General features: G+C 60.4%; 20 protein-coding genes. 3 read left to right on the plus strand and 17 right to left on the minus strand.

Annotation, left to right across the window (positions count from 1 at the left end):
- From wbpD to mtnA, 15 genes are all read right to left on the minus strand, one after another.
- A complete protein-coding gene (gene wbpD, locus PRJ_RS20655) occupies window positions 1-576 on the minus strand; it encodes a UDP-2-acetamido-3-amino-2,3-dideoxy-D-glucuronate N-acetyltransferase (RefSeq protein WP_104962360.1) in 576 nt (191 codons plus the stop codon).
- Between the two features lie 102 nt (window positions 577-678).
- A complete protein-coding gene (locus PRJ_RS20660; RefSeq protein ID WP_263399883.1) occupies window positions 679-1419 on the minus strand; it encodes an acyltransferase in 741 nt (246 codons plus the stop codon).
- Window positions 1420-1491: 72 nt separating this feature from the next.
- A complete protein-coding gene (wbpB, locus tag PRJ_RS20665; RefSeq protein ID WP_104962361.1) occupies window positions 1492-2442 on the minus strand; it encodes a UDP-N-acetyl-2-amino-2-deoxy-D-glucuronate oxidase in 951 nt (316 codons plus the stop codon).
- Between the two features lie 72 nt (window positions 2443-2514).
- Window positions 2515-3828: a UDP-N-acetyl-D-glucosamine 6-dehydrogenase gene (gene wbpA, locus PRJ_RS20670; protein ID WP_104962362.1), complete on the minus strand. Its 1314-nt coding sequence runs from the start codon at window positions 3826-3828 to the stop codon at window positions 2515-2517.
- 320 nt (window positions 3829-4148) lie between these two features.
- Window positions 4149-5195, minus strand: coding sequence for an LPS O-antigen chain length determinant protein WzzB (locus PRJ_RS20675; protein WP_104962363.1), 1047 nt, complete (start codon window positions 5193-5195; stop codon window positions 4149-4151).
- A gap of 256 nt (window positions 5196-5451) precedes the next feature.
- Complete coding sequence (locus tag PRJ_RS20680) at window positions 5452-6885, minus strand: MBL fold metallo-hydrolase RNA specificity domain-containing protein (RefSeq protein ID WP_104962364.1); 1434 nt, start codon at window positions 6883-6885, stop codon at window positions 5452-5454.
- Window positions 6886-6987: 102 nt separating this feature from the next.
- Complete coding sequence (locus PRJ_RS20685; protein WP_047595005.1) at window positions 6988-7251, minus strand: lipopolysaccharide assembly protein LapA domain-containing protein; 264 nt, start codon at window positions 7249-7251, stop codon at window positions 6988-6990.
- Window positions 7252-7270: 19 nt separating this feature from the next.
- Complete coding sequence (gene ihfB, locus PRJ_RS20690; protein ID WP_010952810.1) at window positions 7271-7573, minus strand: integration host factor subunit beta; 303 nt, start codon at window positions 7571-7573, stop codon at window positions 7271-7273.
- A 428-nt stretch (window positions 7574-8001) separates the two neighbouring features.
- Window positions 8002-9678, minus strand: a complete 1677-nt coding sequence (gene rpsA, locus PRJ_RS20700; RefSeq protein ID WP_003252673.1) for a 30S ribosomal protein S1 — start codon at window positions 9676-9678, stop codon at window positions 8002-8004.
- 124 nt (window positions 9679-9802) lie between these two features.
- Entirely contained in the window at window positions 9803-10480 is a 678-nt protein-coding gene (gene cmk / locus PRJ_RS20705; RefSeq protein ID WP_003252672.1) for a (d)CMP kinase, read from the minus strand.
- 5 nt (window positions 10481-10485) lie between these two features.
- A complete protein-coding gene (locus PRJ_RS20710) occupies window positions 10486-12693 on the minus strand; it encodes a bifunctional prephenate dehydrogenase/3-phosphoshikimate 1-carboxyvinyltransferase (RefSeq protein ID WP_256597970.1) in 2208 nt (735 codons plus the stop codon).
- A 197-nt stretch (window positions 12694-12890) separates the two neighbouring features.
- A complete protein-coding gene (gene pheA / locus PRJ_RS20715; protein WP_003252669.1) occupies window positions 12891-13985 on the minus strand; it encodes a prephenate dehydratase in 1095 nt (364 codons plus the stop codon).
- A gap of 1 nt (window position 13986) precedes the next feature.
- The gene (gene serC, locus PRJ_RS20720) at window positions 13987-15072 is read right to left on the minus strand and encodes a 3-phosphoserine/phosphohydroxythreonine transaminase (RefSeq protein WP_010952806.1); all 1086 of its coding nucleotides are present in this window, start codon (window positions 15070-15072) and stop codon (window positions 13987-13989) included.
- 213 nt (window positions 15073-15285) lie between these two features.
- Window positions 15286-18057 (minus strand): DNA gyrase subunit A, encoded by a 2772-nt coding sequence (gene gyrA, locus PRJ_RS20725; protein WP_104962366.1) that lies wholly within the window; start codon window positions 18055-18057, stop codon window positions 15286-15288.
- Window positions 18058-18422: 365 nt separating this feature from the next.
- Entirely contained in the window at window positions 18423-19499 is a 1077-nt protein-coding gene (gene mtnA, locus PRJ_RS20735) for an S-methyl-5-thioribose-1-phosphate isomerase (RefSeq protein WP_104962367.1), read from the minus strand.
- A 110-nt stretch (window positions 19500-19609) separates the two neighbouring features.
- Here mtnA and ubiG point away from each other — a divergent pair, with 110 nt between their 5' ends.
- From ubiG to PRJ_RS20750, 3 genes are all read left to right on the plus strand, one after another.
- Window positions 19610-20308, plus strand: a complete 699-nt coding sequence (ubiG, locus tag PRJ_RS20740) for a bifunctional 2-polyprenyl-6-hydroxyphenol methylase/3-demethylubiquinol 3-O-methyltransferase UbiG (protein ID WP_003252662.1) — start codon at window positions 19610-19612, stop codon at window positions 20306-20308.
- Window positions 20309-20310: 2 nt separating this feature from the next.
- Window positions 20311-20982, plus strand: coding sequence for an N-acetylmuramic acid 6-phosphate phosphatase MupP (mupP, locus tag PRJ_RS20745; protein ID WP_010952803.1), 672 nt, complete (start codon window positions 20311-20313; stop codon window positions 20980-20982).
- A gap of 157 nt (window positions 20983-21139) precedes the next feature.
- A complete protein-coding gene (locus tag PRJ_RS20750; RefSeq protein WP_003252656.1) occupies window positions 21140-21880 on the plus strand; it encodes a YciK family oxidoreductase in 741 nt (246 codons plus the stop codon).
- A 118-nt stretch (window positions 21881-21998) separates the two neighbouring features.
- On the opposite strand, the gene PRJ_RS20755 is transcribed toward PRJ_RS20750, so the two are convergent.
- Together PRJ_RS20755 and PRJ_RS20760 are read right to left on the minus strand one after the other, a co-directional pair.
- Window positions 21999-22784 (minus strand): TenA family transcriptional regulator, encoded by a 786-nt coding sequence (locus PRJ_RS20755; RefSeq protein WP_104887175.1) that lies wholly within the window; start codon window positions 22782-22784, stop codon window positions 21999-22001.
- A 30-nt stretch (window positions 22785-22814) separates the two neighbouring features.
- On the minus strand, window positions 22815-25271 hold the full coding sequence (locus PRJ_RS20760; protein ID WP_104962368.1) for an EAL domain-containing protein: 2457 nt from the start codon (window positions 25269-25271) through the stop codon (window positions 22815-22817).
- Between the last annotated feature and the right edge of the window lie 206 nt (window positions 25272-25477).

Raw genomic sequence — 25477 nt, forward strand, 5'->3', positions numbered from 1 at the left:
TCAAACATCCAGTTTTTCAAGGGAATTACCGCGTACTACGTACGTTGCACCTGTTTGTGAGCAAATGGCTTGGCCATCTACGCCTACATCCAGTTGCTCGCCAAACTCACTCATCCAGCCGATCTGTTTGGCCGGCACTCCGACCATCAGCGCATAGGCCGGTACGTCCTTATTGACCACCGCGCCCGCACCTACAAAAGCAAATTCACCAATTGTGACCCCGCAAACGATCGTGCAGTTCGCCCCCAGAGTTGCGCCTTTCTTCACAAGGGTGTCCCGATACTGGTCCTTGCGCTCGATGAGCGAACGTGGGTTGTAGACGTTGGTGAAGACCATGCTCGGCCCGCAGAATACCCCTTCCTCCAATGTGACGTTGTCGTACACCGACACGTTGTTCTGAATCTTGCAGCGGTCACCAATCACGACCTTGTTGCCGACAAAGACGTTTTGTCCAAGGGAAACGCCTGCACCGATCCGGGCACCGCTACATATATGGACGAAATGCCAAACACGCGAATCTTTGCCAATCTGCGCGCCTTCATCGACGATTGCACTAGGATGCTGATAATGATTCATTACTTGAGACTCACGCTGGATTGAGTTTGGTCGTACAACTGCTGTAGCCGCCCGCGCGCAAAATATCCGTAGCGACGCGCGCCGACTTCATTCAGATGGTGGTTATCCAAGTAGATAACCGCTCCATGCTCGTAAGGGGCGTCGGCAAAAAACCTGAATTGGAGAGGTCCAGAAAATGCACACCTGCCCTGCTCGCCATAGATATAGAGAGTAAGAGATGCCCCCGACCCATACCCAGCCTGGGGTGGCCAGGAGATTATTGACATGGCCTCGGCGTGCCGCGATCACCAGTGCGGTGCCTAAACAAGGTGCGAGCAACCATAAACCGGGGAATAGAGTTTTATCAATCAGCACAAAGCTGGCTGCAAGCAAGCCCAGGCCCAGCAAGCCGAGAAGCGTCGAAACAAGCGAGGGTATTTCACGATCCCGTAGACCGAGAGCGGCTACGCCCCCCACCAGGAATTCAGGTATGCGAGCGAGGAGCGAGAAATAGTGGCTGCCCTGCGCGCCCGTCTCCACTCTCATCGTGCTCCACACTAGCAGAATGGCCGCCGCCAGCATGGCGGCGTACGCGGGAACAATGCGTTTAATACGGTTCAGGTAGAAGCCTGCCAGGTGGATCTTCTGCCCTGGCTCAGTCAGTAGCGCCGTAATGATAAAACCCGATATGACGAAAAACACTTCGACGCCGACGAACCCCGCCGGGAGCCATGCGCTGCCCATGTGGCAGATAAGAACAGCCAAAACCGCTACCGCGCGCAGCCCCTGAACGTCCAGCCGCATGCCCTTACGCGACCGTAACGTGTTCAAGTCCTGCGGCAAAGTTTCATTGTTATTGGGCAAGCTGGCAAAGACCTTACTGAATGTATCGCACGTGGAAAGGCGGCCTGCGGGCCGCCCGCTATCCCTGGGTTTTCAGCGAGAAAGCCCGAGGACGAAAGGGTGCGCCTCGTTGTCCTTGGCCTGCGCTATAGCGGCGCTGCGGATTACGTTGACGGTCTCCACACAATGGCGGGCGTCCTCGATACCGTAGCCACGCCCTGCCAGAATTTCTTCATAGCTGGTGGTGTGCAGGTCGGTGAACCCTTCGGAGAACTCCATTTCCTCGCCATCCACAGTGATTGAACGGTAAGTTGGCTTTTTACCTTTTACGGACTCGGGTAGGTCGTTGGCATCTACCGAAAGGAACCAGCGCACGCGCGCTTTCTCGTACTCAAGGTAGCCGGCGGCCTTGTGCTCGGATGAATAGTGCACGACGTTGCGCTGCAGCTTGCCGAAGATGAAATGAAGCATGTCGTAGAAGTGGACACCAATATTGGTAGCAACCCCAAACGACTTGCGAGGGTCACCTTTCCAACTCTTCAGGTACCACTTGCCGCGTGAAGTGATATAGGTAAGGTCGACTTCGTATTTGTGTACACGGTTCTCAGCGGCAACCTTGTCCTTGAGCTTGATAATCGCCTGGTGATGACGAAGTTGCAGGATGTTATACAAGCGCTTACCCGTTTCATTTTCGATAAGCGAAAGCTGATCTAGCATTTCTGGCGTTGGGACCAGCGGCTTCTCGCAGATCACATCGCAACCCAGGCGTAAACCCGCAGCGATATGTGGGTAATGCAGGTAATTCGGCGAGCAGATCGAGACATAGTCCAGCGCGCTCGCGGCTTCTCGCTTCAGGCTGTGTGCATGCTCGAGGAAAAATTCAAACTCGGTGAAGAACTCGCTTTGAGGAGAGATGCTGTCGATGATGCCCACAGAATCATTGATGTCGTAGGCCGAGACCAGGCGATTGCCGGTGTCCTTGATGGCCCGCATATGCCGGGGGGCAATGTAACCAGCGGCGCCGATCAGTGCGAAATTCTTCATGAACTTTCCTTACCAAACAGGTGAACCCGCCCGAAGCCAGAACCCGGGCGGATGGGCGAATCGACTCGAGGCTCAAGCCTTGATGATATGAGCAGCTGGAGAACGGTACTTACCACGGCTGTCTACGATCAACCTGGCCTTGGCTTCGATCAGCGCATAGTCGAACTTGTCATGGTCGGTAGCCAACAGCACAGCATCGAACGAAGCCAGGTTTTCTGCCGTCAAGGGCTCACTGCGAAGGTCGAAATGATGCTCGCGCATTTTCGGGAATACCGGCACATGCGGGTCACTGTAGGCCACCACGCCACCTTTAGCCTGGATCAACTCCATAATCTCGACCGAAGGCGATTCGCGCATGTCATCGACGTTCTTCTTATAAGCAATTCCCAGCACCAAGATTCGACTCCCTTTCAGAGCCTTGCCTGACTCATTCAGACCATCCATCAGCTTACCGAGGACATACTCCGGCATACCCTGGTTGACCTCACCCGAGAGCTCGATGAAGCGGGTGTTGACACCGTACTCACGCGCCTTCCAGGTCAGGTAGAAAGGATCGATAGGAATGCAGTGTCCGCCAAGCCCCGGACCGGGATAGTAAGCGGTAAAACCGAATGGCTTGGTTGCCGCTGCATCCACCACTTCGAAGATATCGATACCCATGCGGTCAGCGACAATTTTCATTTCGTTGACCAGACCGATGTTGACGGCACGATGAATGTTCTCTAGCAGCTTGGTCATCTCGGCAGCCTTGGTCGAACTCACCGGTACGACTTTCTCGATAGCCTGGTCATACAGGGCGATGCCGACTTCCAGGCAACTTGGCGTATGCCCGCCGATGACTTTGGGAATCGTTCGTGTTTCGAAGTTCGGATTACCCGGGTCTTCCCGCTCTGGAGAATAAACAAGGAAGATATCCTCCCCTACCTTCAAACCACCTTCTTGCAGGCGCGGCAGCAGCTCCTCCTCGGTGGTACCCGGGTAGGTAGTACTTTCCAGCGACACTACCTGACCGCCCCGCAAATAGGGTTTTATCGCATCGGTTGTATTGATGACGAAGCTCATGTCAGGTTCGCGATATTTATTCAGAGGCGTAGGAACGCAAAGAATGAGGGCGTCACATTCGCTGGCCCGACTAAAATCTGAGGTCGCCTCGAACCCTTGCTGGCGAGCCGCAGCGATTCGCTCACTGGAAAGATGCTCAATGTAGCTCTGGCCTGCGTTCAAGCGCCCAACTTTTACTTCGTCAATGTCTATGCCTAAAACGTTAAAGCCGATAGCGTTATAACGCAGCATGAGGGGCAGGCCAACATACCCAAGCCCTACTATACCTATCAGAGCTGTTCTACCCTTGAACTTTTCAACCGCCTGCTTCTTGAGATCCGTCATATCGCGTGAACCACCCTTCTCTATTACCCGCCTGCACATATGACAGGAGGCGGGGTGTTTAAGATGTCTATTTCATCCTACGAGGGGATGAACTCCAGCTAAAACAGTACGACCGTGATTCGAGGCGCAGACCCGCCATGAACTCGGCAACGACAGCCCGCCAACGCGCTCTATCTCGTGATAGACGGACCATCCACACTACACCTTTGCACTACCTTACGTCATCAAGGCAGGCTCCTTGCCCTATGAAAAACGGTCATCGCCCCTCACGTAACAGTATTTTGATATCAACTAAAACCGATCGCTCACAAGCGGGGTACTCAAAATGACCGACGCCGAATCCAGAGGTCTCTGCCGAATGCCAACAGAACACCAGCACCGAGGCCCAGCACTGCGCTCAGCACAACGATAAGCGCCCTTTTCGGTTTGACCGGTCGGTCCGGCAGCTCCACAGCACCATCCTGTTCAAACACATTTATATCCGATGGGTCAATCTTCAGATTACGGTAAAACGTGACCTTTTCTTGCAAGGGACGTAGGCCACGAATGAACGGCTCATCAGAGGTACGCGCTTCAAGGTTCGCGATCTCGGACTCCAACGCTTTGCTCCCTCGCATGTAGGTGAGCGCCCCCCCCATTGCCGCAGACACTTCATCGGTCAGCGATTGCGAAATGACTGGTGGTTTTTCCAGACCAATGGATTTCGCAACTAGCAGCGCCTCCTTCAACCGTACAATGTTGTCTTCACGCTCCCGTCGCGCGCTGGCTTTCCGAGCGTCAATCTGAGTTTGCAGGTTGTCCGCCTTGACTAGCATGTCACTGCGATTGCTTTCGAGCACTTCACGTTTGGCGTTCCCCGCGGCAAGCTCGTTGTACGCCACTACCCACTTAGCCGCCTGCTGAGGGTCGGCAACCGAAGCAGTGACCATGTAGCGCGTAGAGGAACCTTTGCCTGCAGGCGCCACAGCCAGCAAATTGGCAAACTCGCTGTACAACGAATCGCGCGAACCCTTACGCCTTTCTTCACTCAAGCTTGGCAAATACACATCACGGAAAAAAGCGTAGCGCACGCCCTCTGACTGCAATGCCTGAAGGTGGATGTCATACACATCCTTCACGGTCAGGTAGCTCAAGCCAGACTCACCACCACGGCCGAGATTCAACTGCGCAATATCATTCTGGCTGGGCGGCTCTACAAATAGCCTCGCCTCGTAGACTGGCGTGGCCAACAATGCATAAGCAACGCCCGCCGCTACAATTGGTGTAGCGACCACCCCCACCCACAACCTCTGGCGCCATATTCCCTGCATCAATTCGAAAAGGTCGATTTCATCATCACGATTTGGGCACTGAGGTTCGTTACGCATTTATTCTGATTATCCTAGGGGCCGTCTAACATCATTCAAACACTGAGCTCATCCTTGGTACGGGCCAAGCACTTGATCTACAGGCCTCACCATAGAGGTACGTGGCATCGCGTAGCGTCAATTTGCCTGCATGCATCACGTAATTGCACCCTACCAAGACCGTCCGGTCAAGACGAATGAAACGAACACGATTGGAGTTCTTATGATGTTAGTGGTTCCCAGGTAGCTGTGCGCCCTCAAAATCTCTGCAGAGTGGTCAACCAGGAACTGAAATACGCGTACTTGATGTACCGCGCGCAAACGCTTGCTTCAGTACGGATGCCAACATGTTTTTCGAAGCTCTCTCTCCGTGCACTAGCACTATCTTAGTGGGCGCATGCTGTATTCCGGTCGCGAATACCAAGAGACCGGCCTGATCCGCATGCCCAGAATACCCACTCAACGTCATCACCTTAGCCCGAATCTCGCAAGCCTCTCCATCCAGATCTAGCTGCACGAAACCTTCAGCCCCCTCACTCGCCTGTATCACCGCCCCCGGAGTCCCCTTAGCCTGGTACCCCACAAACATCACCTCATGCCGCGGATCCCCCAGCATGGCCTTGAGGTAATTGACGATGCGCCCACCCGAACACATGCCATTGCCGGCAATCACGATCGCCGGTCGCCCGGTGCTCTTGAGGTAATTGACCACCTGCTGGTGGCGGGCATGGGTGTCCACACTGATCAGTTGGCTGAAGCCGAGTGGATCGCGCCCTGCTGCAACACGCGCCCTGGCTTCAGCATTCCAGTATTCGTGCAGCTCCCGGTACACGCTGGTGATGCGCTGAGCCAAGGGCGAATCGAGGATGATGGGCAACTGTGACCAGTCGATTGGCTCACCGTCCGGAGCCGGGCCGGTAGTGTTCAGCAGGGCTTTGCGGTGCAGAATGTCTTCCAGCTCGTACAATAGCTCCTGCGTGCGACCAAGACTGAATGCAGGAATCAGGAGGGTGCCCTTGTCGGCGAGGGCTCGGTCGATGGCGTCTTCCAGCCGCTGACGGCGGTCGTCTGCCTGCGGGTGCAGGCGGTCGCCGTAGGTGCTTTCCAGCACCAGCACGTCAGCACGCTCCGGGGGCTGCACCGGGCGCAGCAGCGGGTTGCCACAAGCGCCCAGATCGCCAGAAAACACATACCGGCTGTTGGTTTGCTCATGCTGCATATCGCACTCGACATAAGCGGAACCCAGCAGATGCCCTGCACGCTGCAGGCGAATACGACAGGCAAGACCAGGGTACTCAACCACCGTGTGCCACTGCTCGAAGGGCAGCGGCACGATAAGGTCACGGATGAAATCGAGATAGCGCGCCACCTGCGCAGGCTCGCTGCTGATGCTCAGCTTGTAGGCGTCTTCCAGCACCAGCGGCAGCAGCCGGGCCGAGGGCTCGCTGCACAGGATAGGGCCACGGTAACCCGCTGCCAGCAGCGCAGGGATGCGCCCAACATGGTCGAGATGGACATGGGTGATGACCAGGGCCTGAATACCCTGGATGTCAAAACCGAGGGGGGCGGATTCTGCACCGGGCGGCGCATCACTTCCCTGTTCCAGCCCGCAGTCGACCAGCAAACTGGTGGATGGGCCGAGGTGCAACTGGTGACAGGACCCGGTGACACCCCGGGTACCACCGTGATGGGAAAGGCTGGGATATTCCATGCTGCGCACACTCGCCTGGACCGAAAATGAAGTGGACTATTACTCCATGACGACCGACGCATGCATAGGTGAACCTTTCTTTAGTAGGTGTAGGAAATTTCCTTAGTTGCCGTTCAATGCCGCCTGACGAGCAGAAGCCCTGATCTTGCGCTTGCTGCGCTGCACGCCGTAGGCCCCCAGCAACGGCCCGACTGCAAGGCCAATGACCAAGGCAGCCAACACCAGGACAGCAACCGGCATGGCGGGTGCAGCCCAACCGAACAGGACCAATGACACGGCTTGCTGGTTCTCCAGCACGAAGAACAACACCACAGCCGCCAATAGCAGCACGAACACCGCCGCCAGGGCGCGCTTGAGGTTACGCATCAGATTGCTCCTTGTGGAATCAGGTGTGGGCCTCTTCGTGCTCGTCTTCATTGACCCGGTCACGCAACTCTTTGCCGGGCTTGAAGTGCGGCACGAACTTGCCTTCGAGGCTGACCGACTGGCCGGTCTTCGGGTTACGGCCTACGCGAGGGGCGCGATAGTGCAGCGAGAAGCTGCCAAAACCGCGGATCTCGATGCGATCGCCGGTAGCCAGGCATTGTGACATCTGCTCAAGCATGGTCTTGATGGCCAGCTCCACATCCTTGGACGAGAGCAGCCCCTGATGGGTGACAATACGTTCGATCAGCTCCGACTTCGTCATATTTTTCCCTTCGTTATCAAGCAGCTAGATCATTGCTTAACCAGTTTGTAGCACGCTGGGAAGGATTTGAACAGGGTGGATCTTGACTTAATAAAAAAATTCAAGATTGAAGTAATTCAAGAATGGTCTACCACTCAGGCAGGCCAGCGCTGCCTGATTCGCGGGCAAGCCCGCTCCTACAACGGGGCGTGTCGGCCTGAGGCGAGTGTGATCCAGCGCCATCGGTGTAGGAGCGGGTTTACCCGCGAACACCGGCGAAGCCGGTGCCATCCACCGCGCTGCCTGATTCGCGGGTGAACCCGCTCCTACAACGGGCTTCGCCAGCCTGAAGCTGGCGTGTTCCAGCAGTGCCATCCGCCGCGCCACCTGGTTGCGGAGCAAAAAAAAGGGCGACCCTCGGGTCGCCCTTTTTACCGATCAAACAGAACTCAGTTCTGCTTGGCCATTGCTTCGCGCAGCAGCGCAGCCATGGTGGTGTCGGCAGCAGCTTCCGGAGCGTTTTTCAGGCTCTGGATAGCTTCGCGCTCTTCAGCGTCGTCTTTCGATTTGATCGACAGGCTGATAACGCGGGACTTGCGGTCAACGCTGATGATCTTGGCTTCGATCTCTTCGCCTTCCTTCAGAACGTTACGCGCGTCTTCAACGCGGTCACGGCTGATTTCGGAAGCTTTCAGAGTGGCTTCGATGTCGTCGGCCAGGGTGACGATGGCGCCTTTGGCGTCAACTTCTTTCACGATGCCCTTGACGATAGCGCCCTTGTCATTGACAGCAACGAAGTTGGAGAACGGATCGTCTTCCAGCTGCTTGATGCCCAGGGAGATGCGCTCGCGCTCTGGGTCAACCGACAGGATGACAGTTTCCAGCTCGTCGCCCTTCTTGAAACGACGCACGGCTTCTTCGCCGGTTTCGTTCCAGGAGATGTCGGACAGGTGAACCAGGCCGTCGATGCCGCCGTCCAGACCAATGAAGATACCGAAGTCGGTGATCGACTTGATGGTACCGGTGATCTTGTCACCCTTGTTGAACTGGCCGGAGAAGTCTTCCCATGGGTTGGACTTGCACTGCTTGATGCCCAGGGAGATACGACGACGCTCTTCGTCGATGTCCAGAACCATGACTTCCACTTCGTCGCCAACCTGAACGACTTTCGACGGGTGGATGTTCTTGTTGGTCCAGTCCATTTCGGAAACGTGTACCAGACCTTCAACGCCTTCTTCCAGCTCAGCGAAGCAGCCGTAGTCGGTCAGGTTGGTAACGCGAGCCTGTACGCGAGTACCTTCTGGGTAACGGGCAGTGATAGCTACCCACGGATCTTCGCCCATCTGCTTCAGACCCAGCGAAACGCGGTTGCGCTCACGGTCGAACTTCAGAACGCGTACGTCGACTTCGTCGCCAACGTTAACGATTTCCGATGGGTGCTTGATGCGCTTCCAGGCCATGTCGGTGATGTGCAGCAGGCCGTCGATACCGCCCAGGTCCACGAATGCGCCGTAGTCGGTGAGGTTCTTGACGATACCTTTGACTTGCTGGCCTTCCTGCAGGGTTTCCAGCAGGGCTTCGCGCTCGGCGCTGTTCTCGGCTTCCAGCACGCTGCGACGGGAAACGACAACGTTGTTGCGCTTCTGGTCCAGCTTGATGACCTTGAATTCCAGCTCTTTGCCTTCCAGGTGGGTGGTGTCGCGCACTGGGCGGACATCAACCAGGGAGCCCGGCAGGAACGCACGGATGCCGTTAACGTCGACAGTGAAGCCGCCCTTAACCTTACCGTTGATAACGCCCTTGACCACTTCTTCGGCGGCGAAAGCTGCTTCCAGAACAATCCAGCACTCGGCGCGCTTGGCTTTTTCACGGGACAGCTTGGTTTCGCCAAAGCCGTCTTCGACCGCGTCCAGCGCAACGTGAACTTCGTCACCGACCTTGATGGTCAGCTCGCCAGCTTCGTTGTAGAACTGCTCGAGCGGGATGACGCCCTCGGACTTCAGGCCAGCGTGTACGGTAACCCAGTCGCCGTCGATGTCGACAACGATACCGGTGATGATCGCACCCGGCTGAAGATTGAGGGTTTTCAGGCTTTCTTCAAAGAGTTCTGCAAAGCTTTCGCTCATTTTAATTCCTGTAGATTCGGGCGAAACAGACGCCCATAACCACATTCCAGACAATGTGGGTTCGTTTTAAGTAAAGGAAAGCCGGCAGGACGTTGACTGGTGCCCCTGCCTGCTTTCCTGGCTATCAGATAAGGTCGCGCTGGGCGATCTCGCTTCTGATACGTTGCAACACCTGCTCGATGGACAACTCGGTAGAGTCCAACTGAATGGCATCGGCCGCTGGCTTCAGCGGGGCCACTGCACGTTGGGTGTCGCGCTCATCACGCGCACGAATCTCATCCAGCAGACTCGACAGACTAACATCTTCACCCTTGCCCTTCAACTGCAGGTAGCGGCGACGTGCGCGCTCCTCCGCGCTGGCGGTGAGGAAGACCTTCAATGGCGCATCCGGGAACACCACGGTACCCATGTCGCGACCGTCAGCAATCAGCCCCGGCACTTCGCGGAACTCACGCTGACGAACCAGCAGCGCATCACGCACTGCCGGCAGCGAGGCCACCATCGATGCACCGGCACCGACGGTTTCGGTACGGATGACGTTGCTGACGTCCTCACCCTCAAGGATGATCTGTTGTAGCTTACCGGGCTCGGCAGCGATGAACTGCACATCCAGATGGGCGGCAAGCTTGGTCAGCAGCTCTTCGTTGGTCAGGTCGACGCCGTGGTTGCTGGCATTGAATGCCAGCAAGCGATACAGCGCGCCGGAGTCCAGCAGCTTCCAGCCCAGCTCGCGGGCAATCAGCCCGGCGACCGTGCCCTTGCCCGAGCCGCTTGGCCCGTCGATGGTGATAACCGGTGCCATTGAATTCACGACTTGCCCTCTTCTGCCACGCGAATCCCCACTTCGGCGCACAGCGCCAGGAAGTTGGGGAACGAGGTGGCGACGTTGGCGCAGTCGTGAATGCGAATCGGCGCACTGGCACGCAGCGAAGCCACGCTGAAGGCCATGGCGATGCGGTGGTCACCATGCCCATGCACTTCGCCGCCGCCCATCTGGCCACCGTCGATGATGATGCCGTCCGGGGTCGGCTCGCACTTGATGCCCAAGGTGGTGAGGCCATCGGCCATCACCTGGATACGATCGGACTCCTTCACCCGCAGCTCTTCGGCGCCACGCAGCACGGTACGCCCTTCAGCGCAGGCAGCGGCCACGAACAAGACCGGGAATTCGTCGATGGCCAGCGGCACCAAAGCTTCAGGAATGTCGATACCCTTCAGCTTGGCACCGCGCACACGCAGGTCGGCCACGGGTTCGCCACCCACTTCACGCTGGTTTTCCAGGGTGATGTCACCGCCCATCAGGCGCAGGATGTCGATCACGCCAGTACGGGTCGGGTTGATGCCGACATGCTCCAGCACCAGCTCGGAGCCTTCAGCGATAGAGGCTGCGACCAGGAAGAACGCTGCCGAGGAAATGTCTGCCGGCACTTCGATCCGCGTAGCGGTCAGCTTGCCACCGGACTGCAGCGAGGCCACCGGGCCATTGCTGTCGACCGAATAGCCAAAACCGCGCAGCATGCGCTCGGTGTGGTCACGGGTAGGCGCAGGCTCGGTGACAGTGGTCTTGCCTTCGGCGTACAGGCCGGCCAGCAGCAGGCAGGATTTGACCTGGGCGCTAGCCATCGGCAGCGTGTAGGTCAAGCCTTTGAGCTTGTGGCCGCCGCGAATGGTCAGCGGCGGGCGGCCGTCCGGGCCGGTCTCGACCACAGCACCCATTTCGCGCAGCGGGTTGGCCACACGGCTCATCGGGCGCTTGGACAGCGAGGCGTCGCCGGTCATGGTGACATCGAACGGCTGACCGGCCAACAGGCCCGACAGCAGGCGCATCGAAGTACCGGAGTTACCTACGTACAGCGGCCCTGGTGGCGGCTTCAGGCCATGCAGGCCCACGCCGTGAATGGTCACACGACCGTGGTTGGGGCCTTCGATGACCACACCCATGTCACGGAATGCCTGCAGGGTCGCCAGCGCATCTTCGCCTTCGAGGAAGCCTTCGACCTCGGTAGTACCTTCGGCCAGCGAGCCGAGCATGATCGAGCGATGGGAAATCGACTTGTCGCCCGGTACACGGATCCGCCCGTTCAGGCGGCCACCCGGTTGGGCCTGGAAAATCAGATCGTTGGCGTTCATAGCGTCCACATAGGCCCGGCGGGCCAGGATTTTACTGAAATGCTCGCGGGCAACCCGTGCGCGGGTGAATACACCCAGCAGCTGGTGCCCATCCCCTTCAGCGATCGCGTCGCGCAGGGCGTCGAGATCACTGCGAAATGTATCAAGCGTGCGCAGGACAGCGTCGCGGTTGGCGAGGAAGATGTCATGCCACATGGTCGGATCGCTGCCGGCGATTCTTGTGAAATCGCGGAACCCACCCGCAGCGTACCGGAAGATCTCGAGGTTTTCATTGCGTTTGGCCAGTGAGTCGACCAGGCCAAAGGCCAGCAGGTGTGGCAGATGGCTGGTGGCGGCCAGTACTTCGTCATGGCGCTCGACCGACATGTGCTCCACATCGGCGTCCAGCGCACGCCACAGGCGGTCAACCAGGGCCAGCGCGGCGGGGTCGGTTTCGGCCAGCGGCGTGAGGATGACCTTGTGCCGACGGAACAAGGTGGCATTGGACGCCTCTACCCCGCTCTGCTCGGAACCAGCGATGGGGTGGCCCGGGACGAAGCGCGGCAGGCGGGCACCGAAGACGGCACGCGCCTCACGCACGACGTTGCCCTTGGCGCTACCGACGTCGGTGATGATCGCATCACCCAGGTCGAGCAGGGCCAGGCGCGCGAGGACTTTTTCCATGGCCAGGATCGGTACGGCCAGCTGGATGACATCGGCGCCCACACAAGCGGCGGCAAGGTCTTCTTCGCAGCGGTCGACCACGCCCAGGGCCACGGCCTGCTTGCGCGAGGGGGCATCCAGGTCGACACCGACCACTTCGCGGCACAGGCCGCTTTCACGCAGGCCCTTGGCGAACGAGCCGCCGATCAGGCCGAGACCGACCACGACCAGGCGGTCGATGATGGGCGCGGGTTTGGTTTTTGCTGCATTTACCACTGGTGCGAACCCTGTTCAGAAATCTAGGTAGCCTGTGAGGGCCATTGGGGCCGCGGCGCGGCCCTTCGCGGGCTAGCCCGCTCCCACAGAGATCGGCATCACATGCTCACTGTGGGAGCGGGCATGCCCGCGAAGGGCTGCAAGGCAGCCCCAAGGCCCCTGAATCAAAGCACCGCCTTCGGATAAGAGCCCAGCACCTTCAGCGCCACAGCCTCCTGGCTGATCTGCTCGAGCACCGCCTTGATCAGCGGGTCGCGGTGGTGGCCGACGAAGTCGATGAAGAACACGTAGGTCCACTTGCCGCTGCGCGACGGGCGGGTCTCGATGCGGGTCAGGTCGATGCCGTTCTGATAGAACGGCACCAGCAACTCATGCAACGCACCTGGCTTGTTGCTCATCGAAACGATGATCGAGGTCTTGTCGTCGCCGGTCGGCGGTACTTCCTGGTTACCGATCATCAGGAAGCGCGTGGAGTTGTCCGGGCGGTCTTCGATCTTCTCGGCCAGACGGGTCAAGCCGTACAGGTTGGCCGCCATATCGCCGGCGATCGCCGCCGAGTTCCACTCGCCCTTGACCCGCTTGGCCGCTTCGGCATTGCTCGATACGGCCACGCGCTCCACGTTCGGGTAGTGAGCGTCCAGCCACTTTCGGCACTGGGCCAGCGACTGGGCGTGGGAGTAGATGCGGGTGATGCTGTCGGTCTTGGTGTTCTCGCCCACCAGCAGGTGGTGGTGGATACGCAGCTCGACCTCACCGCAAATCACCATGTCATGCTCGAGGAAGCTGTCCAGGGTGTGGCTGACCGCACCTTCAGTGGAGTTTTCCACCGGCACCACACCGAAGTTGACGGCACCGGCCGCCACTTCACGGAACACTTCGTCGATGGCCGCCATCGGCCGACTGATCACCGCGTGGCCAAAGTGCTTCATGGCCGCCGCCTGGGTGAAGGTGCCCTCTGGGCCGAGGTAGGCGATTTTCAGCGGCTCTTCCAGGGCCAGGCACGACGACATGATTTCGCGGAACAGCCGCGCCATCTCTTCGTTGCCCAGCGGGCCCTTGTTGCGCTCCATCACGCGCTTGAGCACCGCAGCTTCACGCTCGGGACGGTAGAACACCGGCTTCTCGCCTTCTTTCAGCGAGGCAGTCTTGACCCGGGCCACTTCTTCGGCGCAGCGGGCGCGGTCGCTGATCAGCTCGAGGATTTTCTCGTCGAGGCTGTCGATGCGCACGCGCAGCGCCTTGAGCTCCTGTTCGGACATGTCAGCCATGCTCCTTCTCGAATTCAGCCATGTAGCCTACCAGCGCTTCTACCGCTTCCAGGCCCAGGGCGTTGTAGATGGACGCGCGCATGCCGCCAACCGAACGGTGGCCCTTGAGGTTGAGCAGGCCACGCGCGTCGGCGCCAGCGAGGAAGGCCTTGTCCAGGCGCTCGTCAGCCAGGCGGAACGGCACGTTCATCCACGAACGGGCGTTGACGCTGATCGGGTTGGTGTAGAACTCGCTGCGGTCGATGAAGCCGTAAAGGCGGTCTTTCTTGGCACGGTTGCGCTGCTCCATGGCCTCGACACCGCCCTGCTCTTTCAGCCACTCGAAGACCAGGCCCGAGAGGTACCAGGAGTAGGTGGCCGGGGTGTTGTACATCGAGCCGTTGTCAGCCGAAACCTTGTAGTCGAGCATGGTCGGGCAGCTGCTGCGGGCATGGCCCAACAGGTCTTCGCGCACGATCACCACCACCAGGCCGCTTGGGCCGATATTCTTCTGCGCGCCGGCGTAGATCAGGCCGAACTGCGACACATCGATCGGGCGCGAGAGGATGTCGGACGACATATCGACCACCAGCGGCACGTCACCGGTTTGCGGCACCCAGTCAAACTGCAGGCCACCGATGGTCTCGTTGGACGCATAGTGCACGTAGGCTGCGTTTTTGGTCAGGTTCCACTCGTTCTGGCCGGGGATGGCCAGGTAGTCGTAAGGCTTGGCAGTGGCGGCGACGTTGACGTTGCCGAAACGGCGCGCTTCCTCGATGGCCTTTTTCGACCAGATACCGGTTTCGATGTAGTCGGCCGTGCCGTTTTCCGGCAGCAGGTTCAGCGGGATTTCAGCGAACTGCTGGCTGGCGCCCCCTTGCAGGAACAGCACCTTGTAGTTGGAGGGGACGGACAGCAGGTCACGCAGGTCCTGCTCGGCCTTTTCGGCGATGGCCACGTAATCGTCGCTGCGATGGCTCATTTCCATCACCGACAACCCCTTGCCACGCCAGTCCAGCATCTCGGCCTGTGCGCGCTGCAGGACAGCGTCAGGAAGCGCGGCAGGGCCTGCGCAGAAGTTAAAGGCTCGTTTGCTCACATCCACTCTCGCTCTGCCAAATAGAACAAAAACTATCACATGGGTTAGCAGCGACCCTGTGGGAGCGGGCGAGCCCGCGAACACCGGCAAAGCCGGTGCCATCTACCGCAGTGTCTGCTTCGCGGGCATGCCCGCTCCCACAAGGCCGGGCTTTGCCAGCTGTTATCAGTCAAACGGGGCGACCTTGGTCGCCCCGCTCGGGTTTACGCTTGCTTACTCTTGCGGGGCCTCGTCGGCACCCGCAGCTTCTTCATTTTCATTGTCTGGCGCTACAGCCTCGACACCCTCCTCGTCCGTCTCGATCACTTCATCGAGTTCGTCCTCGGACGGCTCCTGGATACGCTCCAGGCCCACCAGTGTCTCATCGGCCGCCAGCTTGATCAGCGTAACGCCCTGGGTGTTGCGGCTGAGGCTGGACACCTCGCCAACCCGGGTGCGAACCAGCGTGCCCTGGTCGGAAATCAGCATGATCTCCTCGCCTTCCTGCACCTGGATAGCACCGATCAGCAGGCCGTTGCGCCCTTTGGTACCCATGGCGATCACACCCTGGCCACCGCGGCCGCGACGCGGGAACTTGGACAGCGGGGTGCGCTTGCCAAAGCCACGCTCGGAGGCGGTGAGGATCTGCGAGCCGGACTCCGGGATCAGCATCGAAATGATCCGCTGGCCTTTGCCCAGCTTCATGCCGCGCACACCACGGGCGTTGCGGCCCATTTCACGCACGACGCTCTCGGCAAAGCGAATGACCTTGCCAGCGTCGGAGAACATCATGACTTCCTTGGCGCCATCGGTGATGGCCGCGGCAATCAGGGTGTCGCCTTCCTTCAGCTTCAGGGCGATCAGGCCGTTGGAGCGCGGACGGGCGAACTGCACCAGCGGGGTCTTCTTGACGGTACCGGAAGCGGTCGCCATGAAGATGTACGCGCCGGTCGGCTCTGCAACCCACTCCGGGGTGTCGCCGTCTTCTTCGTCGACTTCCTCGGCCTCTACCAGCTCACCCTCGAGCACGGTGTCTTCAGCCTCGTCCAGTTCTTCGTCGAGGTCGGCGTTCTGCTGCAGTGCTTCAAGGTCGATCTGCAGCATGGCGGTGATGCGCTCACCCTCCTCCAGCGGCAGCAGGTTGACCAGCGGACGACCGCGGGCAGCGCGGGACGCTTCGGGGATTTCGTAGGTCTTCTTCCAGTACACCTTGCCCTTGCTGGAGAACAGCAACAGGGTGGCATGGCTGTTGGCGACCAGCAGGTGCTCGATGTAGTCCTCGTCCTTCACGCCGGTCGCCGACTTGCCTTTGCCGCCGCGGCGCTGGGCCTGGTAGGCGGACAATGGCTGGGTCTTGGCATAACCACCATGGGAGATGGTGACCACGCGCTCTTCTTCCGGGATCATGTCGCCGTAGTTGAGGTCGTGGCTGGCATTGAGGATTTCGGTGCGGCGCACATCGCCGTACTCGGCACGGATGGCCTCCAGCTCCTCGCGAATCACTTCCATCAGGCGCTCGGCGCTGCTGAGGATGCGGATCAACTCGCCAATCTGCTCGAGGATTTCCTGGTACTCGGCCAGCAGCTTCTCGTGCTCCAGGCCGGTCAGGCGGTGCAGGCGCAGGTCGAGAATGGCCTGGGCCTGTTCCGGCGACAGGAAGTACTTGCCGTCATGCAGGCCATACTGCTCCGGCAGGTCCTCAGGGCGGCAGGAATCGGCGCCGGCGCGCTCGACCATGACCTGCACAGCACTGGATTCCCACGGCGTGGAAACCAGGGCTTCCTTGGCTTCGGACGGCGTCGGCGAGGCCTTGATCAGGGCAATGACCGGGTCGATGTTGGACAGCGCAACCGCCTGGCCTTCAAGGATATGGCCACGTTCACGGGCCTTGCGCAGCTCGAATACGGTACGACGGGTCACCACTTCACGGCGGTGGCGGACGAACGCTTCGAGCAGGTCCTTGAGGTTGAGCAGGCGCGGACGGCCGTCGACCAGGGCCACAACGTTGATGCCGAATACGCTCTGCAGCTGGGTTTGCTGGTAGAGGTTGTTGAGCACCACCTCCGGCACCTCGCCGCGACGCAGCTCGATGACGATGCGCATGCCGTCCTTGTCGGACTCGTCGCGCAGCTCGGTGATGCCTTCGATCTTCTTCTCTTTGACCAGCTCGGCGATCTTTTCGATCAGACGCGCCTTGTTCAGCTGGTACGGCAGCTCGGTGATCACGATCTGCTGGCGGCCGCCAACCTTGTCGATGTCTTCGATCTCGGAGCGGGCGCGCATGTAGATGCGGCCACGGCCGGTGCGATAGGCCTCGATGATGCCCTGACGACCGTTGATGATGCCGGCAGTCGGGAAGTCCGGGCCAGGGATGAACTGCATCAGCTCATCGATGGTGACTTCCGGGTTGTCGATGAGCGCCAGGCAGCCATCGATGACCTCGCCGAGGTTATGCGGCGGAATGTTGGTCGCCATGCCCACGGCAATACCGCTGGAACCGTTGACCAGCAGGTTGGGAATACGCGTCGGCATGACCGCCGGGATCTGCTCGGTGCCGTCGTAGTTGGGCACCCAGTCGACGGTTTCCTTGTGCAGGTCGGCCAGCAGTTCGTGGGCCAGTTTGGTCATGCGCACTTCGGTGTATCGCATGGCAGCAGCGTTGTCGCCGTCCACCGAACCGAAGTTGCCCTGGCCGTCGACCAGCAGGTAGCGCAACGAGAACGGTTGGGCCATACGCACGATGGTGTCGTAGACCGCAGTGTCGCCGTGCGGGTGGTACTTACCGATCACGTCACCGACCACACGGGCGGATTTCTTGTACGGCTTGTTCCAGTCGTTGCCCAGTTCGCTCATCGCATAGAGAACGCGGCGATGCACGGGCTTCAAGCCGTCACGCGCATCGGGCAGCGCTCGCCCGACAATCACGCTCATCGCGTAGTCGAGGTAAGACTGTCTCAGTTCGTCTTCGATATTGACCGGGAGGATTTCTTTGGCCAGTTCGCCCATGAGAAGCCTGATTCCTTTTTCTGGTGAAACTTCGCAGCTCCATCAAGGGCCGAACGAAGCTCGCCGCCGCAGCGCATAAGGGTGCGACGACTTACGACAAATCAATGAGTTGTGCCATGGATCTGCGCAATGAAGGCCGCCGTGATGGGCGGTCTTGGAAACTGCCGGATGTTATCACAAACGCGGGGGCGGTGGGGAGAGGTGGCAGTTGGTCTCAGCCGCGCTTGAAACCTGGTTTTTGTATTGCCTGCACCGGCCTTTTCGCGGGCTCGCCCGCCCCCACAGGTTCACCACAGCCCTAAGGCCATGCGATATCCCTGTGGGAGCGGGCAAGCCCGCGAAAAGGCCGGTGAGGCGATACAAAATCAGTGCAGGCGCTTGCGGCAAACCAGCTGAGCCAGCTTGGCAGCATCCGGGCGCTCGACGATGCCGCGTTCGGTCACGATCACATCGATCAGGTCGGCCGGCGTTACATCGAACACCGGGTTGAACACCTCGACACCCGGCGACACCGGGGTACCGCCGAAGTCCAGCCACTCGTCGGCGTCACGCTCCTCCAGCGGGATATCCTCACCCGTGGCCAGGTTCAGGTCGATGCTGGTGCTCGGCGCCACGACCATGAAGCGCACGCCATGGTGCATGGCACTGACGGCCAGCTGATAGGTGCCGATCTTGCCGGCCATGTCGCCATTGGCAGCGATGCAGTCCGCCCCCACCACCACCCAGGTGATGCCCTTGGTCTTCATGAGGTGGGCCAGCGCAGAGTCGGCACAAAGGGTCACCGGGATGCCCTCGTTGGCCAGCTCCCAGCCGGTCAGGCGCGAGCCCTGCAGCCAAGGGCGAGTCTCACCGGCATAAACCCGCTCGACCATGCCTTCCAGGTAGCCGGCACGGATCACCCCCAGTGCGGTGCCAAAGCCACCACTGGCAAGGGCGCCGGCGTTGCCGAAGGTGAGCAGGGCCTGGGCATTGCCCTGATGGCGACGGATCAGCTCGATACCCTGCTGGGCCATGGTCAGGTTGGCCTCACGGTCGCTGTCGTGAATGGCCACCGCTTCGGCCTCCAGCGCTGCCAGAACGTCTTCTTCCGGCCGCAGGCGCTGCAGGCGCTCGCGCATGCGGTTCAGCGCCCAGAACAAGTTGGCGGCGGTAGGGCGCGCCTCGGCGAGGGTGAGAAAGTCGTCTTCAAGGTCCATTTCCCAATCGCCGCCTTCGGCCAGCCGCTCTTCAAGGGCCAGTACCAGGCCGTAAGCTGCGGCAATACCGATCGCCGAGGCGCCGCGCACCGCCATGTCACGGATGGCTGCGGCCACCTGCGCAACATTGTCGCAGGCCAGCCAACGCTCCTCCGACGGCAGCAGGCGCTGGTCGAGCAGGTGCAAGGCGCCGCCCTGCCAGCGGATCGCGGTCACCTTCTCCGCCGCCAAAAGTCGCTCGCGCATCGCCTCTCCCCGTCATTCGGATATCAAAAACCGGCGATTATAGCGACCCTCGCGGCCAAGCGCTCGGGTATACTCCGGCGCAATTTTGCGAAGTTTCAGAGGACTGTTCAATGAGCAACGTCGACCGCGCCGAAATCGCCAAGTTCGAAGCGCTGGCCCACCGCTGGTGGGACCGCGAAAGCGAGTTCAAGCCGCTGCACGAAATCAACCCGCTGCGCGTCAACTGGATCGACGAGCGCGTCAGCCTGGCCGGCAAGAAAGTGCTGGACGTGGGTTGCGGTGGCGGCATCCTCAGCGAAGCCATGGCCCTGCGCGGCGCCACGGTCACCGGTATCGACATGGGCGAGGCGCCACTGGCGGTGGCTCAGCTGCACCAGCTGGAGTCCGGCGTGCAGGTGGAATACCGGCAGATCACCGCCGAAGCCCTGGCCGAGGAAATGCCTGAACAGTTCGACGTGGTCACCTGCCTGGAAATGCTCGAGCACGTGCCCGACCCGTCTTCGGTGATTCGCGCCTGCTACCGCATGGTCAAGCCGGGCGGCCAGGTGTTCTTCTCCACCATCAACCGCAACCCCAAGGCCTACCTGCTGGCCATCGTCGGCGCCGAGTACATCCTGAAGATGCTGCCGCGCGGCACCCATGACTTCAAGAAGTTCATCCGCCCGTCCGAGCTGGGCGCCTGGAGCCGCGATGCCGGCCTGCAGGTGAAGGACATCATCGGGCTCACCTACAACCCGCTGACCAAGCACTACAAGCTCAACAGCGACGTCGACGTCAACTACATGATCCAGACCCTGCGCGAGGAATAAGCATGCGTTTGCGAGCAGTACTCTTCGACATGGACGGCACCTTGCTGGACACGGCGCCGGACTTCATCGCCATTTGCCAGGCCATGCTCGCCGAACGCGGGCTGCCGGCCGTTGACGACAACCTGATCCGTGGCGTGATCTCGGGTGGCGCCCGCGCCATGGTTGCCACTGCGTTCGCCATGGACCCGGAGGCTGACGGCTTCGAGGCCCTGCGCCTGGAGTTCCTCGAGCGTTACCAGCGCGACTGCGCGGTGCACAGCAAGCTGTTCGAGGGCATGGCCGAGCTGCTGGCCGACATCGAGAAAGGCAACCTGCTGTGGGGCGTCGTCACCAACAAGCCGGTGCGCTTCGCCGAGCCGATCATGCAGCAACTGGGTCTGGCCGAGCGTTCGGCGTTGCTGATCTGCCCGGACCACGTGAAAAACAGCAAACCCGACCCCGAGCCGCTGATCCTGGCCTGCAAGACCCTGAACCTGGACCCGGCCAGTGTGCTGTTCGTTGGCGACGACCTGCGCGACATCGAGTCTGGTCGCGACGCGGGTACCCGCACGGCAGCAGTGCGCTACGGCTATATTCATCCAGAGGACAACCCCAACAACTGGGGTGCCGACGTGGTAGTGGACCACCCGCTGGAACTGCGCAAAGTGATCGACAGCGCGCTGTGCGGCTGCTGAACCCAGACCGATGACCGGGCACCGCCCTTTTGTAGGAGCGGGTTTACCCGCGAATGCGTCCGATCAGGCGCCAGTGTTGTCCGGGCTGGCGCATTCGCGGGTGAACCCGCTCCTACAATAGGCCCAGGCCGCCCACACGAACTCGAAGGACAGAACCATGTTCGACTACACCGCCCGCCCCGACCTGCTGCAAGGCCGGGTCATCCTGGTTACCGGTGCCGGCCGTGGCATTGGTGCCGCGGCTGCCAAGGCCTATGCCGCACTGGGTGCCACCGTGCTGCTGCTGGGCAAGACCGAGGCCAACCTGAACGAGGTCTACGACCAGATCGAAGCCGCCGGCCACCCGCAGCCGGTGGTCATCCCGTTCAACCTGGAAACCGCCCTGCCACACCAGTACGACGAGCTGGCGGCCATGATCGAAGGCCAGTTCGGCCGCCTCGATGGCCTGCTCAACAATGCGTCGATCATCGGCCCGCGCACGCCGCTGGAACAGCTGTCGGGCGACAACTTCATGCGCGTGATGCACATCAACGTCAATGCCACCTTCATGCTCACCAGCACCCTGCTGCCGCTGCTGAAGCTGTCGGAAGACGCTTCGGTGGTGTTTACCAGCAGCAGCGTGGGGCGCAAGGGCCGGGCTTACTGGGGCGCTTATGGCGTGTCGAAGTTCGCCACCGAAGGCCTGATGCAGACCTTGGCCGATGAGCTGGAAGGCGTGGCGCCGGTGCGCGCCAACAGTATCAACCCGGGCGCCACGCGCACGGCGATGCGGGCCCAGGCCTACCCCGGCGAGAACCCGCAGAACAACCCGCTGCCCGAAGAGATCATGCCGGTGTACCTGTACCTGATGGGGCCGGACAGCACAGGGGTGAACGGGCAGGCGTTCAACGCCCAATAAACCTGCATCGGCCTCTTCGCGGGCTTGCCCGCTCCCACAGGTAGGGCGCAGTCCTTGAGGGTTGCGGTGATCCTGTGGGAGCGGGCAAGCCCGCGAAGAGGGCGGTACAGGAAAGCGATCAGCCCACAGCCAACGCCGGCCGCATACGGCCTTGCTGGCGCCCTTCCAGCTGCATGCAGCGTTCCAGGAACAGGAACATGCAGTCGTAACTCTTGCAGATCGCCCTGCGCAGCTCGGTCCGCAACCCCAGGGTGGGGTTCTCACCGGCCAGGGTACAGATGATTTCCAGCGCCTCCCACGGGTGCGCATCGTCATACTGGGCATGCATCTTCAGCCACTTCATCGCCCGCTTGCGCCCTTCTTCAGGGAACCCCTGCGCATAGGTGTCGGTCGAGCACACCACCGCTGACCATTCACCGGTCGCGCCTTCGATGGCGTAGTTGGTCGCCGCCATGGAAATGGCCAGGTTCTCGGTGGCGCACACCCGCCAGCACCAGTCGTTCAGGCCGTTCAGCTCGGGCGGCACTTCTTGCGCCTGCAACTCGTGCAGGTGCACACCGTGCGCCTGGCACCAGTTCACCCAGTAGTCGGCATGGTTGAGCTCGACGCGGATGTTGCGCATCAGCCAGCGCCGCGCCATGTCCTCGCCCTGATGCCGGCCATAGCGGGTCTTGGTCAGGTTATGCGCCATGTACAACGAAAACTGCTCCACCACCGGCCAGCCCCCGATCAGGTACTGACGGATGGTCGATTGCTTCAGCTGGCCATCGCGTAGTCGTGCATAAAACTCATGCTCAACCACCCGGCGCTTGCTCTCGCGGCAGTCTTCAATCAGTTGCTGGGCCCATTGGGGGTAACTGGCGGGGTCCATCAAAGGCCCGATACGAACGAATGCGTCAATCACTTTCAGCTCCTTGATCCTTGTGATTTCCAACTAGCGAAATGTGCCAGGTGCTCGCTGCAACAGAGGCCGGGCGGCGATCCGTTGGCGCTGCAGACTGTCACAGGTGAACACCTGGGGGCGTTCGATCAGGTAGCCCTGGGCGTAATCCACGCCTATTTCCTGCAAGGCCTGCTCGATCAAGGGTGTTTCGACGAACTCGGCAATTGTGCGCTTACCCATCACATGGCCGATATGGTTGATGACCTCGACCATGGCCCGGTTGACCGGGTCGTCGAGCATGTCCTTGACGAAACTGCCGTCAATCTTCAGGTAGTCCACGGGCAAATGCTTGAGATAGGCGAACGAGGACATGCCGGCGCAAAAATCATCGAGCGAGAAACGGCAACCCAGTCCTTTCAGCTCGTTGATGAAGCGAATGGCGCTGCCCAGGTTGGCAATGGCGCTGGTTTCGGTAATTTCAAAGCAGATCATTCGCGGCGGAATGGCGTATTCGACGAACAACCGCTGGAGGTATTCAAGGAACTTGTCGTCGCCAATGCTGGACCCCGACAGGTTGATGGCACAGGTCGACAACGGCCCTTCACGCCCTTCTTCCAGGCACTGGCGTATGACCATGAACACATTGCGCACCACCCAGCGGTCCAGCGCGGTCATCAGACCGTAGCGCTCGGCCGCCGGGATGAAGCTGCTGGGCAGGATGGTGCGGCCGCTTTCGTCGTGCAGGCGCAACAGAATTTCGATATGGCCCGGGCCCTCGAAGGTTTTGAGCGGGGCGATTTCCTGGGCGTAGAGGCAAAAGCGGTTTTCTTCCAGGGCCACATGCAAGCGCTGGATCCAGGCCATTTCGCCAAAACGCATGGACAGCTCGCTGTCGTCGGCGTGGTACACCTGCACACGGTTTCGGCCCTTTTCCTTGGCCATGTAGCAGGCCATGTCGGCGGCGCGCAGCGAGGCCTCCAGGGTACCGGGGGCCTGGGCCATATGCACCAGACCAATACTGACCGTGGTCACGAACGGCCGCCCTTTCCATACAAAGTGCAGGCTCTGCACCATCTGGCGCAATTGTTCGCCAATGCGCTCGGCCTGGTCGGGCGGGCAGTTTTCCAGCAGCACGCCAAATTCATCGCCGCCCAGCCGTGCCAGCGTATCGCCCTCACGCAGGCCGGATTGCAGCACCGCGCAGATGTGCCGCAGCAACTCATCGCCGGCAGCGTGGCCACAGGTGTCGTTGACCAGCTTGAACTGGTCGAGGTCGAGGAACATCAGCGAATGCCGCCCGGCCTGACGCGCCAGGTCGTTGAGCGCCTGCTCCAGGCGGTATTCGAACTCGCGGCGGTTGGCCAGCCCGGTCAGGGCATCGTGGGTTGCCTGCCAGGACAGGTTGGCGATGTACTGGCGTTCCTGGGTCATGTCGTGCAGCACCAGCACGATGCCACTGACCTGGCCATCATTGAGGATCGGCGAGCCTACCAGGTTGATCGACACGGTACTGCCGTCCAGGCGCTGGATCAGCCGGGCATGCTCAGAGCCGCCCTTGAGGCTGCCGCTGAGCACCTGCTCGACCAAGCTGCGACCGTCCTCCTCGGCGTGTTCATCCACCAGGCTGAACAGTGCCGACAGCGGCAGGCCCTGGGCCTGGCCGGATTGCCAGTGGGTCAACTGCTCGGCGGCCGGGTTCATGTAGCCGATATTGCCCTCGACATCGGTGGTGATCACCGCATCACCGATGGCCTGCAGGGTAATCTGCGCACGCTCTTTTTCTTCCTGCAGGGCGCTGGCAAAGGCCTGGCGCTGGGCCAACAGCTTGCTGGAGCGGCGCCAGGCAATGGCGATCAGGAACATCGCGGTCAGCAGGTTGGTGATCAGCAGCACCCGCAGCAACATGCGCGAGCCTTCACCCAAGGCATCACTGAAGGCCTTGGCCGCCGGGGTCACGCCTTCGTTGATGGCGACAATGCGGGCCTTCCAATCGCTGACAGTGTCTGGATCCGCCGGGCCATTGGCAAAACGCTGGCGCATTTCACCGGCCAGTACATCCAGCTTGGCCAGATAGTCGTCACCGATGTCCCAGTAATCGATGGCTGTCTGCATATAACTGACATGGCGAAAGTTGCGGTAGAACCAGATGATCCGATCGACATCGTCAGGGTGGTTGCCACCTTGCAGAACCGCCTGTCGCGCGGCGTTCAGATCAGGGCTGGGGTGGTCGAGCACCTCGCGCAGACGATGGTCACCCTGGGGCACGGTAATGGCCTGGCGATAGCGCTGGTAGGTGCTGTCGTCCTGCGTCTCGCCGTACAGACTGAGGTAGTAGATGGCATCTTTCTGCGCCTTGGACCACAGGCTTTCGCCCGCGACATAGGCACGCACGGCCGAGAGCGTATAAAGGCTGAGGCTGCCCAACGCCACCTGAAGGACCACGACGGCGATGAAAGGCCATGTGATGCCGAGCAACTTTGGCGCTTCGAGTGTGCGATGTCCCTTCATGGAGTCCCTGTCACAGAGCAGATAAGGCGTAAATCGACCCAGACAAGCACAGCGTAGGCCATTTGCCATCGCTGTGGCGGGGATTTTTATGACAAGGAATCGGGGATTTTTACAGCGTACGCGCTGGCCATTGCAGGAGCGGGTTTACCCGCGAAGAAGACACCGCGGTGGATGGCACGGGCTTCGCCCGTGTTCGCGGGCAAGCC

Origin of the sequence: Pseudomonas sp. XWY-1 (assembly GCF_002953115.1) — a bacterium.
Classification (GTDB): Bacteria; Pseudomonadota; Gammaproteobacteria; order Pseudomonadales; family Pseudomonadaceae; genus Aquipseudomonas; species Aquipseudomonas alloputida.